This window comes from Gordonia alkanivorans (genome assembly GCF_004011905.1).
Lineage (GTDB): Bacteria > Actinomycetota > Actinomycetes > Mycobacteriales > Mycobacteriaceae > Gordonia > Gordonia alkanivorans.
This window is the reverse complement of record NZ_CP027114.1, coordinates 3,922,264-3,937,486: the sequence shown is the minus strand read 5'-3', so window position 1 is coordinate 3,937,486 and position 15,223 is coordinate 3,922,264. Positions and strand designations below refer to the sequence as shown.

The following is a 15,223-nucleotide window of genomic DNA, read 5'->3' as shown; positions in this document are numbered from 1 at the left end:
ACGAAGGAGACACGACGATGACGCTGGCGACGCGGGTCATCCCGTGCCTCGACGTCGACGACGGCCGGGTCGTGAAGGGCGTCAACTTCGAGAACCTCCGCGACGCCGGGGATCCCGTCGAGCTGGCCGAGCGCTATGACCGGGAAGGCGCCGACGAGCTGACCTTCCTCGACGTCACCGCGTCGAGCTCGGGACGCTCCACGATGATCGACGTCGTCAAGCGGACCGCCGACCAGGTGTTCATCCCGCTGACCGTCGGCGGCGGCATCCGAACCGTCGAGGACGTCGACATGATGCTGCGCGCGGGCGCGGACAAGGTCAGCGTCAACACCGCCGCGATCGCACGCCCCGAGGTCCTCGGCGAGATGAGCCGACGTTTCGGCTCGCAGTGCATCGTCCTGTCGGTCGACGCGCGGACCGTGCCGGAGGGTTCGGAGCCGACGCCGTCCGGCTGGGAGGTCACCACCCACGGCGGCCGCCAGGGAACCGGCATCGACGCGGTCGAGTGGGCTCGGCGCGGTCAGGACCTCGGTGTCGGTGAGATCCTGCTCAACTCGATGGACGCCGACGGCACCAAGCAGGGCTTCGACCTGCGCATGCTCAGGGCGGTGCGCGCGGCCGTACGGGTCCCGGTCATCGCCAGCGGCGGTGCAGGCAAGGTCGAGGACTTCGCGCCCGCCGTCCAGGCCGGCGCGGACGCAGTGCTGGCCGCCTCGGTCTTCCACTTCGGCGAACTCACCATCCACGAGGTGAAGGCCGCCATGGCCGACGCCGGGATCACCGTCCGATGACACAGGCAGGAGAACGCTGATGGCCCTCGATCCGGAGCTCGCCTCGCGTCTCAAACGCAACGCCGACGGACTGTTCAGTGCGGTCGCGCAGGAACGCTCCACCGGCGACGTCCTGATGGTCGCGTGGATGGACGACGCCGCTCTCGAACGGACCCTCGCCACGCGCAAGGCGACCTACTACTCGCGGTCACGCCAGGAGTACTGGGTCAAGGGCGAGACGAGCGGTCACACCCAGTACGTGCACGACGCGCGCCTCGACTGCGACGGCGACACGGTGTTGCTCGTCGTCGACCAGGTCGGCGCGGCCTGCCACACCGGGAACCACAGCTGTTTCGACACCGAGTCGCTGTCTTTCGGAGCAGACGCCCGGCCGGTCGATTCCGCACAGTAGATTTCCATCGTGATCACACCCGAAAGGCGGTGACGTTGCATGCCCCTCATCCAGATCTCGCAGACCCCCGGACTCTCCGACCGCGTCAAGCGCGAGACCATCGCGGCGGTGACCGAGGCGTACGCCAAGGCGACCGGCAAGAACCCGGATTCGGTCTGGGTCACGATCACCGAGGTGCCGCGCACTCAGTGGGGCGTCGGCGGCGAGCCCCTCGGATGAGCGGCGTGAACGCGGCGGCCGGGGCGCACACGACGTCCCTCGCGGAATTCCTCGACCTCGCCCGTGACCATCGCGTGGTGCCGGTGACACGCAAGGTGCTCGCCGATTCGGAGACACCGCTGTCGGCGTACCGCAAGTTGGCCGGCGATCGTCCCGGGACCTTCCTGCTGGAGTCGGCAGAGAACGGCCGCTCCTGGTCGCGCTGGTCCTTCATCGGGGCCGGGGCACCCTCGGCGCTGACCGTCGTCGACGGCCAGGCGCACTGGTGGGGTTCGGTGCCGGTGGGCGCTCCCGAGGGCGGCGAGGCCCTCGAAGTGCTGGCCGAGTCGCTGCGCGTGCTCAAAACCGACCCGCTGCCGGGCATGCCGCCGCTGACCGGCGGCTTCGTCGGGTTCATGGCCTACGACATGGTCCGGCGCCTCGAACGTCTCCCGGAGACCACCGTCGACGACCTCGGCCTGCCGGACATGATGATGGTGCTGGCCACCGACCTCGCCGCCGTCGATCATCACGAGGGCACGATCACGCTGATCGCCAACGCGGTCAACTGGGACGGTTCCGACGAGCGCGTCGAGGAGGCCTACGCCGACGCCCTGGCGCGTCTGGACCGGATGACCGAGGCGCTCGCCGCACCCGCGTCGTCGACCGTCTCGACCTTCGACCGGCCCACTCCGGACTTCACCGCACAGCGCACGCTCGAGGAGTACAGCGAGATCGTCACGAGCCTCGTCGGCGAGATCGAGGCGGGCGAGGCCTTCCAGGTCGTGCCGTCGATGCGGTTCGAGATGGACACCGAGGCCGACCCGCTCGACGTCTACCGCGTGCTCCGGGCATCGAATCCCAGCCCGTACATGTACCTGCTGCGGATGCCGGGGACCGAGGCGAACAGCGACACCGCCGCTCCCGACGCGATCGCCCGCAAACCGTTCACGATCGTCGGCAGCAGCCCGGAGGCGCTGGTCACCGTCGCCGACCGCATCGCGACCACACACCCCATCGCCGGGACGCGCTGGCGCGGCGCCACCGAAGAAGAGGATCAACTGCTCGGCAAGGGCCTTCTCGAGGACGAGAAGGAGAACGCCGAACACCTCATGCTCGTCGATCTCGGCCGCAACGATCTCGGCCGTGTGTGCGTCCCCGGCACGGTGAAGGTCAGCGACTACCGGCACATCGAGCGGTACAGCCACGTCATGCACCTGGTGTCGACGGTGTCCGGAACGCTGCGCGAGGACAAGCACGCACTCGACGCGGTGACCGCCTGCTTCCCGGCCGGCACGCTCACCGGCGCACCCAAGGTGCGCGCGATGGAGCTCATCGACGAACACGAGAAGACACGGCGCGGCCTCTACGGCGGCATCGTCGGCTACCTCGACTTCGCCGGCAACGCCGACACCGCGATCGCCATCCGCACCGCGCTCCTCGCCCGTGGCCAGGCCTACGTGCAGGCCGGTGGCGGCGTGGTCGCCGACAGTGAGCCCGAGTACGAGTACAACGAGGCGCGCAACAAGGCAACCGCGGTGCTCAACGCCGTCGCCGCCGCGTCGACGATGAACAGGGTCGGGGAGACCCCGTCAGGAGACATCGCGTGACATCCGCGGACCAACCGGCCGAGTCGTCCCAGCCTGAGTCGTCCCAGCCCAAGCCGAAGTCCTCGCGACGGCCGCAGATGATCGCGGCGGTCCTGATGCTGGCCACCGCCGCCGCGTTCTGGGGCGCGAGCCGGCTGACGTGGGCCACCGTCTCGGCCGAGGACGGCCTCTCACCGCAGCGCGCCTTCGACGTGAAGGGATCGGACTGGAGCCCGTGGCTCACGCCGCTCGCCCTGGTCTACCTCGCCGGCATCGCCGCGGTGCTGTCGGTGCGCGGCTGGGGTCTGCGCCTCGTCGCGCTGCTCGTCGCCGCCGGTGGCGTGCTCGCCGCCTTCCCGGCGATCTCCCTGATCGCCGGTGGCGCCGACTCCGAGTACGCCGCCGACGCCGGGGACATTCCGGACCGGTACATCGTGCTCTACACCGACACCCAGTGGTTGCCCGCCGCGCTGGTCCTGCTCGGCACGGTGTGTGCGGTCGCCGCCGCGGTTGTGCTGCTCCGGGTCGCCAAGGGTGCGACGATGTCGTCCAAGTACAAGACCCCCGCGGCCCGGCGCGAGGAGCTCGAGACCGAGATCTTCGCCGACTACGAGCGGCGGAAGAGGGCGGCCGCGGCCGACTCCGCGAAAGCCGGTGACACCCCGGCCGACGCCGACGCCGACGCCGACGCCGGAACCCGCGGAAAGGACCGGCGGCCCGGCGACGACCCGGACGCCAACGAGCGCATGATGTGGGACGCGCTCGACACGGGCATCGACCCCACCGATCCGGACGAGCGCTGACCCTCCGGGCGAGCAGTGCCCCGGTCCGACGCCTCGCTGAGACGCACACGACAGGCTGAGATATGCGCAACAGTCCAGGACCGGTCCCGTTTTGTGGAGAATCGGCCAACCCGGCGACAGGTCGCCGCGACTGTCGGTCTACCCTGAGACCACACGACGAGCGGAAGGGAGCGGAGTCGCTGTGAGCATGCCCAACGTTCTCGAGTCGATCATCGAGGGAGTCAAAGCCGACGTCGCCGCACGTGAGGCGATGACCGACTTCGCTGCCGTCAAGGCCGCCTCGGCGAAGGCTCCCGCTCCCCGGGACGCCATGGTCGCACTCCGCCAGCCCGGTATCGGTGTGATCGCGGAGGTCAAGCGCGCGAGCCCGTCGAAGGGTGAGCTGGCCTCGATCGGCGACCCAGCCGAGCTTGCCAAGGCCTACGAAGACGGCGGCGCCCGCATCATCAGCGTGCTGACCGAGGAGCGACGCTTCCACGGCTCGCTCGCCGATCTCGACGCCGTTCGCGCAGCGGTCGACATCCCGGTCCTGCGCAAGGACTTCATCGTCGGTCCGTACCAGATCCACGAGGCCCGCGCCCACGGCGCCGACGTCATCCTGCTGATCGTCGCGGCCCTCGAACAGAACGTCCTCGCCTCGCTGCTCGACCGCACCGAGAGCCTCGGCATGACCGCCCTCGTGGAGGTGCACACCGAGGAAGAGGCCGACCGCGCCCTCGAGGCCGGCGCGTCGGTCGTCGGCGTGAACGCCCGCAACCTCAAGACCCTCCAGGTCGAGCGGGATACGTTCTCGCGGATCGCCCCCGGCCTGCCGACCGAGATCATCCGCATCGCGGAGTCGGGTGTTCGCGGCACTGCCGACCTGCTGGCCTATGCCGGCGCGGGCGCCGACGCCGTCCTGGTGGGTGAGGGACTCGTGACAAGTGGTGACCCCCGCGCCGCCGTGCGTGAGCTGGTCACCGCGGGTACCCACCCGTCGTGCCCGAAACCAGTTCGCTGACATACGTCTTCGGGCCGTGTTCGGTCCATGTCGTCGTCGGCCCGATCGACTGTGAGATGTAGTGACCGCCCATCCTGATTCGGCCCATCCCGACTCTTCCGCGACCGTGCTCCCGCCGGCCAGCACCGGCCTGACGACGCGTACGTCGATCGAACCCGACGAGGGTGGACACTTCGGCGTCTACGGCGGACGGCATGTGCCGGAAGCCCTGATGGCGGTCATCGACGAGGTCACCACGACCTTCTTCAAGATCCGCAACGACGACGCCTTCCTGAACGAACTCGACCGTCTGCAGCGTGACTACGCCGGACGTCCGTCGCCGCTGTACGAAGCGAAGCGTCTCGCCGAGTACGCCGGGGGGGCGCGCATCTTCCTCAAGCGCGAGGATCTCAACCACACCGGCTCGCACAAGATCAACAACGTTCTCGGACAGGCGCTTCTGGCCCAGCGGATGGGCAAGAACCGCATCATCGCCGAGACCGGCGCCGGCCAGCACGGCGTGGCCACCGCCACCGCATGTGCGCTCCTGGGCCTCGAGTGCGTGATCTACATGGGTCGCGTCGACACCGACCGACAGGCGCTCAACGTCGCCCGGATGCGTCTGCTCGGCGCCGAGGTCATCGCCGTCGACAACGGTTCGGCCACGCTGAAGGATGCCATCAACGAGGCCATGCGTGACTGGGTCACCAACGCGCACAACACCTATTACTGCTTCGGCACCGCCGCCGGCCCGCACCCGTTCCCGGTGATGGTCCGTGATCTCCAGCGCGTCGTCGGTCTGGAGGCACGTGCCCAGATCCTCGACAAGGCCGGACGCCTTCCCGACGCCGTGACCGCCTGTGTGGGCGGTGGGTCCAACGCCATCGGTATCTTTCATCCGTTCATCGACGACTCCGACGTTCGTCTCGTCGGTTTCGAGGCGGCCGGTGACGGCGTCGAGACCGGCCGTCACGCAGCGACTTTCACCGGCGGCACGCCGGGTGCATTCCAGGGTGCGTACTCGTACCTGCTGCAGGACGAAGACGGGCAGACGACCGAATCCCACTCGATCTCCGCAGGTCTCGACTATCCGGGCGTGGGCCCCGAGCACGCCTACCTCAAGGACACCGGCCGGGCCGAATACCGACCGATCACCGACACCGAGGCGATGAACGCGCTCGCGCTGCTGAGCCGCCGCGAGGGGATCATTCCCGCCATCGAGTCCGCGCACGCGGTCGCCGGCGCACTCGAGCTCGGCAAGGAACTCGGCGAGGGCGCGATCATCGTCGTGAGCCTCTCCGGTCGCGGCGACAAGGACGTCGACACCGCCGCGCGCTGGTTCGGCCTCTTCGACCCGCCGCCGTCGCAGGACGAGGCAAAGGCCACCAGCGGACAGCCGGGAGAGCGGGCATGAGCGCAAACACGATCTCTTCGAAGACCGGACCCGTCTTCGCGAAGTGTCGGGAGGAGAACCGCAGCGCACTCATCGGATATCTCCCCGTGGGGTATCCGACGCTGGAGGGTTCACTGACCTCGTTCCGGACGATGGTCGACGCCGGTTGCGACATCATCGAGGTGGGCGTGCCCTACTCCGACCCGGTGATGGACGGTCCGACGATCCAGGAGGCCGCCGATCTCGCCCTCACCAACGGGGTGCGGGTGCGCGACGTGTTCACCGCGGTCGAGGCGATCAGCTCGGCCGGTGGCGCCGCGGTCGTCATGAGCTACTGGAACCCGGTACTGCAGTACGGCGTCGAGAACTTCGCGCGAGACCTCGCCGACGCGGGCGGCGCCGGGCTCATCACGCCGAACCTGATTCCCGAAGAGGGCGCCCAGTGGCACGCCGCCTCCGATCAGTATGGCCTCGACCGCATCTACCTCGTCGCGCCGTCGTCGACCAACGAGCGCATCGCGCTGACCGTCGACGCGTCCCGTGGATTCGTCTATGCGGCATCCACCATGGGCGTCACCGGAGCACGCGACGCGGTGTCGGACATGGCTCCCGAGCTGTGTGCACGCGTCCGCGAATACTCCGACATCCCCATCGGCGTCGGACTCGGTGTCCGCAACCGTGAGCAGGCCGCCCAGATCGCGTCCTACTCCGACGGCGTCATCGTCGGCTCGGCGCTGGTGACTGCCGCCAAGGCCGGCCAGGACCGCCTGGCTTCCCTCGTCGGCGAACTCGCCGAGGGCGTGCGTTCGCGTCACGCGGCTGTCTGACCCGCTGGTCGAGTAGGGCCGAGAGGCTGCCCGAGGTCTGTATCCGGGCCACGCGGCAACCGCACCGCACGGGCACACGTGTCCGGTCGGTTAGGGTTGCATCGTGAACGCGCCGACCACGACGATGCTCGCCTACATCCCCAGTCCGCCTCAGGGTGTGTGGGATCTCGGACCGTTCCCGCTGCGCGCGTACGCGCTGTGCATCATCGCGGGGATCATCGTCGCGGTCTGGTGGGGCAATCGCCGGTGGGTCGCACGTGGGGGACAGGAAGGCGAGGTCCTCGACGTCGCGATTTGGGCCGTTCCGTTCGGTCTCCTCGGCGGGCGTCTCTATCACCTGATCACCGACTGGAAGACCTATTTCGGCGCTGACGCCCCCAAGGAGCCGCTCGACGCCCTGCGGATCTGGGACGGTGGTCTCGGAATCTGGGGCGCGGTCGCGCTCGGTGCGGTCGGTGCCTGGATCGGCGCCCGACGCCGCGGCATCCGACTGCCCGCCTTCGGCGATGCGATCGCCCCGCCGATCCTGTTGGCCCAGGCCATCGGTCGGCTCGGCAACTACTTCAACCAGGAGCTGTACGGCCGTGAGACAACACTGCCGTGGGGTCTGGAGATCTACGAGCGCGTCAACAAGGCCGGTTACGCCGACGCGGGCCTGATAGACGGCAAGTCCAACGGCGTCGTGGTCGCCGTCGTCCAGCCGACGTTCCTCTACGAACTGTTGTGGAACGTCCTGATCGTGGTCCTCCTGGTGGTCATCGACCGCAAGTTCCGCATCGGTCACGGTCGCCTGTTCGCGCTGTACATCGCCGGCTACTGCCTCGGCCGGTTCTTCATCGAGATGCTGCGCGACGACCGTGCCGCCGTCGCCAACGACATCGCCGGTATCCGCCCGAACCTCTTCACCGCGGCCCTCGTTTTCGTGTGCGCGATCGTCTACTTCGTCGTCGCACCCAAGGGTCGCGAACAGGGGCTGGAGATGTACCACCCCGAACGTGCCGCCGAACTCGAGGAACAGGGCGTCGCCGGATACGTGGACGACTGGTACGACGAGGACTTCGACGAACTCGACGCCGCCGAAGGACAGGAACCGCCGGCCGAGGTGGACACACTGGACGCGCTCGACGCCGAGGCCGACAAGGTCGAGACCACCCGTGTCGCCGCCGAACCTGCCGCAGCGGCGAAGGTCTCGGATGATGAACCCGCTGCCGAGCCGGTGGTCGACGAAACCGCGGCGGGGGAGACCGAGACCGAGGAACCCGTCACCGAGGAAGCCGAAGCAGCCACTGGCGCAGTTGAGACTGAGGCAGTGGATTCTGACGCGGGGGAGTCTGGCGCACCTGAGTCCGCAGACGCTGGGGTCGCGGAACCCGAGGTCGCGGAACCCGAGGTCGCGGAACCCGAGGCGGAGGATGACGCAACCACCGACGCAGAGGCAACAGACACCGAGGCCGTAGACGCAGCGACGGCCAATGCAGCCGAAGACGATGAGGCCGACAGCGTCGTCGAGAACGAGGACCCGGCAAGCCAGGTCGTCGAATCCGAGGACGCGACAACCGGCGTCGCGGAATCTGAGGAACAAGCGACCGGCGTCGTCGAATCCGACCCGGAATCCTCTGCCGTCGAAACCGATGCCCCTGAAACCGGCGATGCTGAGTCTTCGGCAGCCGACTCTGCCGACGTGCAGGCCACCGACGCCGGACAGGCCGATGCCTCGAGCAGCCTCCGCCGCCGGGTCGCTTCTCGATTCGGTCGCCGCCGCCGGCCCTGACCCTCGGCCGCCCCTGCCAGGAAGTAAGCGCGAAAACCGCCTGCTGAAAACCACCCTCCAGAAGGCAACCGCCGACGATAGGTAGCCGGCAGGTCCACACCGGGTCGAGTCCAGGGGCGGTTCTCGGTCGCGAGGATCACAGCCTTCGAGCACACGCGTGCTCGGTGGTGTTCGGATACGATCGAACTTCACGACGCGCGATCTCCGACCGCCCGGTTCGACTCAGCCCGGTACCGATCTCGGCACGGTCACTCGCTCGCCGCGCAATACTCCTCGGGCCAGTGCTGTCCCAGTGGACACTCAGCAGCGATCCGTTCCGGATCGAGTGGAGGTAGTGATGCTGTTTTCTGCGCTCCCGGCCAAGCAGGGCCTGTACGACCCGGAGGCCGAGGTCGACTCGTGCGGCGTCGCGATGGTCACCGACATCCACGGTCGCCGATCGCATTCGATCGTTGCCGACGGGCTCCTGGCGCTGGAGAATCTCGAGCACCGCGGGGCTGCCGGAGCCGAGACCAACAGCGGTGACGGCGCAGGCATCCTGATCCAGCTGCCGGACGAATTGTTGCGTGCCACCGTCGATTTCGAACTTCCGGAGCCGGCCGCCGACGGCTCGCACACCTATGCCGCGGGTACCTGCTTTCTGCCGATGGACGAGGAACTGCGCCGACAGGCCATCGCCCGGGTGGAGGCGCTCGCCGCCGACGAGGGCATCACGATCCTCGGCTGGCGCGACGTCCCGGTCGACCACGAGCATGCCGACATCGGCGGCACCGCCGTGGCCTGCATGCCGTACATGATGCAGCTGTTCGTCACCGTCGACCCCGAGCCGGGCGCCGAGCGTATCGGCGGCGTCGCCGTCGACCGCTTCATCTATCCGTTCCGCAAGCAGGCCGAGCGCGTCACCCCGGAGATCGAGCAGGCGGGCACCGGCCTGTACTTCCCGTCGCTGTCGAGCCGCACCATGGTCTACAAGGGCATGCTCACCACGATGCAGCTGCCGCTCTACTACGCGGACCTGCGCGACGACCGGTGCCAGAGCGCCATCGCGATCGTCCATTCGCGGTTCTCGACCAACACCTTCCCGTCGTGGCCGCTCGCGCATCCGTTCCGGTTCGTCGCCCACAACGGCGAGATCAACACGGTTCGCGGCAATCGGAACCGCATGCGCGCCCGGGAGGCGCTGCTCGACACCGACCTCATACCCGGCGACCTCAAGCGTGCCTTCCCCATCTGCACCCCCGAGGCCTCGGACTCGGCGTCGCTCGACGAGGTGCTCGAACTCCTGCATCTCGGCGGCCGGAGCGTGCCCCACGCGGTCATGATGATGGTTCCCGAGGCGTGGGAGAACGTCCCCGACATGGACCCGAAGCGGCGCGCGTTCCTGCAGTTCAACGCGTCGCTGATGGAGGCCTGGGACGGTCCGGCGTGCGTCACCTTCACCGACGGCACCGTCGTCGGCGCGGTCCTCGACCGCAACGGCCTGCGTCCCGGACGCTGGTGGCAGACCCGCGACGGCCGGATCATCCTCGCCTCGGAGGCGGGCGTTCTCGACGTCCCGGTCGACGACATCATCAGCAAGGGGCGCCTCGAGCCGGGCCGCATGTTCCTCGTCGACACCACCGCGGGCCGGATCATCCCGGACGAGGAGATCAAGGGCGAACTGATGCACGCCGAGGCGTACGACGAGTGGTTGCACGCCGGGCTCCTCGACATCGCCACGCTGCCCGAACGCCCGGTCTTCCAGCCGAACCACGACACCGTCGTACGCCGGCAGCAGTCCTTCGGATACACCGAGGAAGACCTGCGGGTGCTGCTCACCCCGATGGCCGCCTCGGGATACGAACCACTGGGTTCGATGGGCACCGACACCCCGATCGCGGTGCTGTCGCGGCGTTCCCGCCTGCTCTACGACTACTTCGTGGAACTGTTCGCGCAGGTCACCAACCCGCCGTTGGACGCCATCCGCGAGGAGATCGTCACCTCGATGGGCCGTGTGATGGGTCCGGAGCAGAACCTGCTCGACCCCACCGCCGCGTCGTGCCGCCAGATCATGCTGCACTGGCCGGTCCTCGACAACGCCGACCTCGCCAAGCTCGTCCACATCAACGACGACGGTGATCACCCGGGCCTGTCGGCCAAGGTGCTGCGTGCGCTGTACGAGGTGGACGACGGTGGAGAAGGTCTCCGGGTCGCCCTCGAGGACCTGCGCCGGCGGGCGAGCCAGGCGATCGCCGAGGGCCACACCACCCTCGTCATCTCCGACCGTCTCACCGACAAAGACCATGCACCGATCCCGTCGCTGCTGGCCATCTCGGCCGTCCACCATCACCTGGTGCGCACCAAGGAGCGCACCCGGGTCGCGCTCGTCGTCGAATCCGGCGACGCCCGCGAGGTCCACCACATCGCGACGCTCATCGGTTTCGGTGCGGCCGCGGTCAACCCGTATCTGGCACTGGAGACGATCGAGGACCTCATCGCCGAGGGCGAGTTGACCGGTGTCACCCCGTCGAAGGCCATCCGCAACTACCTCGAGGCGCTCGGCAAGGGCGTGCTGAAGGTGATGAGCAAGATGGGCATCTCGACCATCAGCTCCTACACCGCCGCACAGGCTTTCGAGGCCGTGGGGTTGTCGTCGGAGGTGGTGCGCGAGTACTTCACCCGCACGGTGTCGCGGATCGAGGGCGTCGGTCTCGACGAACTGGCCGAGGAAGTCCGCATCAGGCATCACCGCGCGTTTCCCGAGAACCCGACCGAGCAGGTCTACCGTCGTCTCGAGGTCGGTGGCGAGTACCAGTACCGCCGGGAAGGCGAGCTGCACCTGTTCACCCCGGAGACGATCTTCCTGCTGCAGCACGCCACCAAGAGCGGGCGGTCGGAGATCTTCCAGAAGTACTCCGACGAGGTCGACCGGCTGTCCCGCAAGGGCGGCACGCTCCGCGGCCTCTTCGAGTTCGATCTCGATGCGCGCGAACCGATCCCGATCGCGGAGGTGGAACCGGTCGAGGAGATCATGAAGCGCTTCAACACCGGCGCCATGAGCTACGGCTCGATCTCCGCGGAAGCCCACGAGACCATCGCGATGGCGATGAACAAGATCGGCGGCCGGTCGAACTCGGGGGAGGGCGGCGAGGACGTCGACCGTCTCTACGACCCGGAACGACGCAGCGCGGTCAAGCAGGTCGCGTCCGGCCGTTTCGGTGTCACCAGCGACTACCTGATCAACGCCACCGATATCCAGATCAAGATGGCGCAGGGTGCGAAACCCGGTGAGGGTGGCCAGCTTCCGGCGTACAAGGTGTACCCGTGGATAGCCAAGACCCGGCATTCGACGCCCGGCGTCGCGCTGATCTCACCGCCGCCGCACCACGACATCTACTCGATCGAGGACCTCGCCCAGCTGATCCACGATCTGAAGAACGCCAACTCCCAGGCCCGTATCCACGTCAAGCTGGTCAGCGCGGTCGGCGTGGGCACGGTCGCGACCGGCGTCTCCAAGGCACATGCCGACGTCGTGCTCATCTCCGGCCACGACGGCGGTACCGGCGCCTCGCCGCTCACCTCGCTCAAGCATGCGGGCACTCCCTGGGAGATCGGCCTGGCCGACGCCCAGCAGACGCTCATGCTCAACGGTCTGCGCGACCGCATCACCGTGCAGTGCGACGGTGCGCTGCGCACCGGACGCGACGTCATCATGGCCGCCCTCCTCGGCGCCGAGGAATACGGCTTCTCCACCGCGCCGCTCATCGTGGCCGGATGCATCATGATGCGTGTGTGTCACCTCGACACCTGCCCGGTCGGCGTGGCGACCCAGAACCCGCAGCTCCGTTCCCGTTTCACCGGCCAGGTGGACCACCTGGTCAACTTCTTCCGGTTCATCGCCGAGGACGTGCGGAAGCACCTGGCGCAGCTGGGTTACCGCACCCTCGATGAGGCGATCGGTCAGTCTCAGCGACTGCACACCGATTCCGCTGTCGCACACTGGAAGTCGAAGGGTCTTGATCTGTCGCCGATCTTCCGCAAGGTCGAGGGCAAGGGGCCGAGCCGGCGGGTGCGGGAGCAGTACCACGCACTCGACCGCGCGCTCGACCAGACGCTCATCCAGCTCGCCGAAGGGGCGCTGGAGGACGCCCACCCGGTGACGCTCGAACTGCCGGTGCGCAACGTGAACCGGACCGTCGGCACGTTGCTCGGCGCCGAGGTCACCCGTCGCTTCGGCGCCGAGGGCCTGGCCGAGGACACGATCGTGGTGAAACTGGAGGGTTCGGCCGGGCAGTCGCTCGGCGCGTTCCTGCCGCCGGGCGTGACGATCCGGCTCAGCGGCGACACCAACGACTACGTCGGCAAGGGGCTGTGCGGCGGCAAGATCGTCGTCGCCCCGCATCCCGACTCGTGGTTCGTCGCCGAGGACCAGGTCATCGCAGGCAACACCATCCTCTACGGCGCGACGTCGGGCGAGGTGTACCTGCGCGGGCGCGTGGGTGAGCGCTTCTCGGTGCGGAACTCGGGTGCGACCGCGGTCGTCGAAGGAGTGGGCGACCATGCCTGCGAGTACATGACCGGCGGGCGCGTGGTGATTCTCGGACCGACCGGACGCAACCTCGCGGCAGGTATGTCGGGTGGCATCGCCTTCGTGCACGACCTCGACCGCGACAAGGTCAACATGGCGATGGTCAAACTGATGCGCCCCGACCCCGACGACCTGGCCTGGCTCAAGGACGCCATCACCAAGCACGCCGAACTCACCGGTTCGGCGATCGGTGCGTCGATCCTCGCGGACTGGCCCCGACGCTGCCTGGCGTTCACGAAGGTCATGCCGACCGATTACAAGCGAGTCCTGGACGCGGCCCGGATGGCCGAGGCCGAGGGACGCGACGTCGATTCAGCGATCATGGAGGCGGCACGTGGCTGATCCGCGCGGGTTCCTGGAGGTCCCGAAGAAAGAAGCGAAGTACCGTCCGGTCGCCGAGCGCGTCCAGGACTGGGACGACGTCTACGTGCACGCCGACGACCCGACGAAGGTTCTGGCGGAGGTCAGCACCCAGGCGCGCCGGTGTATGGACTGCGGTATCCCGTTCTGCCACTCCGGAACCGCGGGCTGCCCGCTGGGCAATCTGATCCCGGAGTGGAACGACCTGGTCCGCCGCGGCCGGTGGGATGCGGCGAGCAGCCGGTTGCACGCCACCAACAACTTCCCCGAGTTCACCGGGATGGTGTGCCCGGCGCCGTGCGAGGCCGCCTGCGTCCTGTCGATCTCCGAGCGCGAGACCGGTGGCAGCGTCACCATCAAACGCATCGAGAAGACCATCGCCTACGAGTCGTGGGCCGAAGGCGTCATCGGGCCCGAGCCGCCGGAGTCCAAGACCGGCAAGTCGGTGGGCGTGGTCGGTTCCGGTCCTGCGGGACTCGCTGCGGCGCAACAGCTCACGCGTGCGGGCCACGACGTCACCGTCTACGAGCGGGACGACCGCCTCGGCGGGCTGCTGCGTTACGGCATCCCGGAGTACAAGCTCCAGAAGTCCGACATCGATCGTCGCATCGCCCAGATGCGCGCCGAGGGAACCGAATTCGTCACCAGTTGTGACGTCGGCACCGACCTGACGGTGGAGGACCTGCGTGCCCGGCACGACGCCGTCGTCCTGGCCATCGGCGCGATGGAGGCCCGCGACAACCCGGTGCCCGGCCGCGAACTCAACGGCGTCCACCTGGCGATGGAGCACCTCGTACCCGCCAACCGGGAATGCGAGGGCGACGGCCCCTCGCCGATCACCGCGGCCGGCAAGCACGTCGTGATCATCGGCGGCGGCGACACCGGTGCGGACTGCCTGGGCACCGCCCACCGGCAGGGTGCGGCGTCGGTGGTCCAGCTCGACTACAACCCCGAACTGCCCGACGAACGCGACGACAGCCGATCACCGTGGCCCACCTGGCCACTGGTCATGCGGACCTCCAGTGCGCACGCCGAGGGCGGGGAGCGCAAGTACCAGGTGGCCGTGCAGCGTTTCCTCGGCGACGTGGAGGGCAATGTCACCACCATGGTGCTCGCCGAGGTCGAGGTGCAGCGTGACGCCGACGGCCGACGTGAGATCAGGCCGGTTGGTGACGAGTTCGAGATCCCTTGCGAACTAGCGCTTTTCGCGATCGGATTCGCCGGTGTGGAACGGGGTGAACTGCTGTCGGGTCTGGAGATCGAACCCAACAAGCGTGGGGCCATCTCATGTGGAAGTGATTGGCAGACCGACGCTCCCGGCATTTTCGTGTGTGGTGACGCCCACCGTGGCGCGTCGCTGGTGGTATGGGCGATCGCCGAGGGGCGGTCGACGGCACGGGCCGTCGACGAGTTCCTCGTCGGCGAATCCGACCTTCCGTCACCGGTTCGTCCGGCAGCGCTGCCGCTGTCGGTGCGCTGACGGGTCCGCGGTCGCCGAACGCCGCTCCGGCGACGATGACGGAGAACACGCGCGGGCTGTCCGTGTGACGCGAA

The 15,223-nt window shown here is 68.3% G+C and carries 11 protein-coding genes; all 11 read left to right on the top strand.

Features of this window, described 5'->3' with window-relative positions; translation table 11 throughout:
- Positions 1 to 17: 17 nt before the first annotated feature.
- A complete protein-coding gene (hisF, locus tag C5O27_RS17860) occupies positions 18 to 791 on the top strand; it encodes an imidazole glycerol phosphate synthase subunit HisF (protein ID WP_127963287.1) in 774 nt (257 codons plus the stop codon).
- Between the two features lie 19 nt (positions 792 to 810).
- A complete protein-coding gene (gene hisI, locus C5O27_RS17855) occupies positions 811 to 1,182 on the top strand; it encodes a phosphoribosyl-AMP cyclohydrolase (RefSeq protein WP_006359158.1) in 372 nt (123 codons plus the stop codon).
- A gap of 39 nt (positions 1,183 to 1,221) precedes the next feature.
- Complete coding sequence (locus C5O27_RS17850) at positions 1,222 to 1,401, top strand: tautomerase family protein (protein ID WP_005196179.1); 180 nt, start codon at positions 1,222 to 1,224, stop codon at positions 1,399 to 1,401.
- The gene (locus tag C5O27_RS17845; RefSeq protein ID WP_127963286.1) at positions 1,398 to 2,990 is read left to right on the top strand and encodes an anthranilate synthase component I; all 1,593 of its coding nucleotides are present in this window, start codon (positions 1,398 to 1,400) and stop codon (positions 2,988 to 2,990) included. The genes C5O27_RS17850 and C5O27_RS17845 overlap by 4 nt, the downstream gene beginning before the upstream one ends.
- Positions 2,987 to 3,772, top strand: coding sequence for a Trp biosynthesis-associated membrane protein (locus C5O27_RS17840; RefSeq protein ID WP_127963285.1), 786 nt, complete (start codon positions 2,987 to 2,989; stop codon positions 3,770 to 3,772). The genes C5O27_RS17845 and C5O27_RS17840 overlap by 4 nt, the downstream gene beginning before the upstream one ends.
- A 181-nt stretch (positions 3,773 to 3,953) precedes the next feature.
- The gene (gene trpC / locus C5O27_RS17835) at positions 3,954 to 4,772 is read left to right on the top strand and encodes an indole-3-glycerol phosphate synthase TrpC (RefSeq protein WP_035755315.1); all 819 of its coding nucleotides are present in this window, start codon (positions 3,954 to 3,956) and stop codon (positions 4,770 to 4,772) included.
- 61 nt (positions 4,773 to 4,833) lie between these two features.
- Positions 4,834 to 6,165 (top strand): tryptophan synthase subunit beta, encoded by a 1,332-nt coding sequence (trpB, locus tag C5O27_RS17830; RefSeq protein ID WP_035755318.1) that lies wholly within the window; start codon positions 4,834 to 4,836, stop codon positions 6,163 to 6,165.
- Entirely contained in the window at positions 6,162 to 6,971 is an 810-nt protein-coding gene (trpA, locus tag C5O27_RS17825) for a tryptophan synthase subunit alpha (protein WP_127963284.1), read from the top strand. Before trpB ends, trpA begins: the two co-directional genes overlap by 4 nt.
- A 124-nt stretch (positions 6,972 to 7,095) precedes the next feature.
- The gene (gene lgt / locus C5O27_RS17820) at positions 7,096 to 8,742 is read left to right on the top strand and encodes a prolipoprotein diacylglyceryl transferase (RefSeq protein ID WP_127963872.1); all 1,647 of its coding nucleotides are present in this window, start codon (positions 7,096 to 7,098) and stop codon (positions 8,740 to 8,742) included.
- A gap of 337 nt (positions 8,743 to 9,079) precedes the next feature.
- Entirely contained in the window at positions 9,080 to 13,651 is a 4,572-nt protein-coding gene (gltB, locus tag C5O27_RS17815) for a glutamate synthase large subunit (RefSeq protein WP_127963283.1), read from the top strand.
- Entirely contained in the window at positions 13,644 to 15,149 is a 1,506-nt protein-coding gene (locus tag C5O27_RS17810; RefSeq protein ID WP_006360579.1) for a glutamate synthase subunit beta, read from the top strand. The genes gltB and C5O27_RS17810 overlap by 8 nt, the downstream gene beginning before the upstream one ends.
- Positions 15,150 to 15,223 lie beyond the last annotated feature (74 nt).

Coding starts and splice junctions, on each gene's coding strand:
- hisI (WP_006359158.1), top strand. CDS start 811: ATGGCCCTCGATCCGGAGCTCGCCTCGCGTCTCAAACGCAACGCCGAC.
- hisF (WP_127963287.1), top strand. CDS start 18: ATGACGCTGGCGACGCGGGTCATCCCGTGCCTCGACGTCGACGACGGC.
- trpA (WP_127963284.1), top strand. CDS start 6,162: ATGAGCGCAAACACGATCTCTTCGAAGACCGGACCCGTCTTCGCGAAG.
- C5O27_RS17850 (WP_005196179.1), top strand. CDS start 1,222: ATGCCCCTCATCCAGATCTCGCAGACCCCCGGACTCTCCGACCGCGTC.
- C5O27_RS17845 (WP_127963286.1), top strand. CDS start 1,398: ATGAGCGGCGTGAACGCGGCGGCCGGGGCGCACACGACGTCCCTCGCG.
- gltB (WP_127963283.1), top strand. CDS start 9,080: ATGCTGTTTTCTGCGCTCCCGGCCAAGCAGGGCCTGTACGACCCGGAG.
- lgt (WP_127963872.1), top strand. CDS start 7,096: ATGCTCGCCTACATCCCCAGTCCGCCTCAGGGTGTGTGGGATCTCGGA.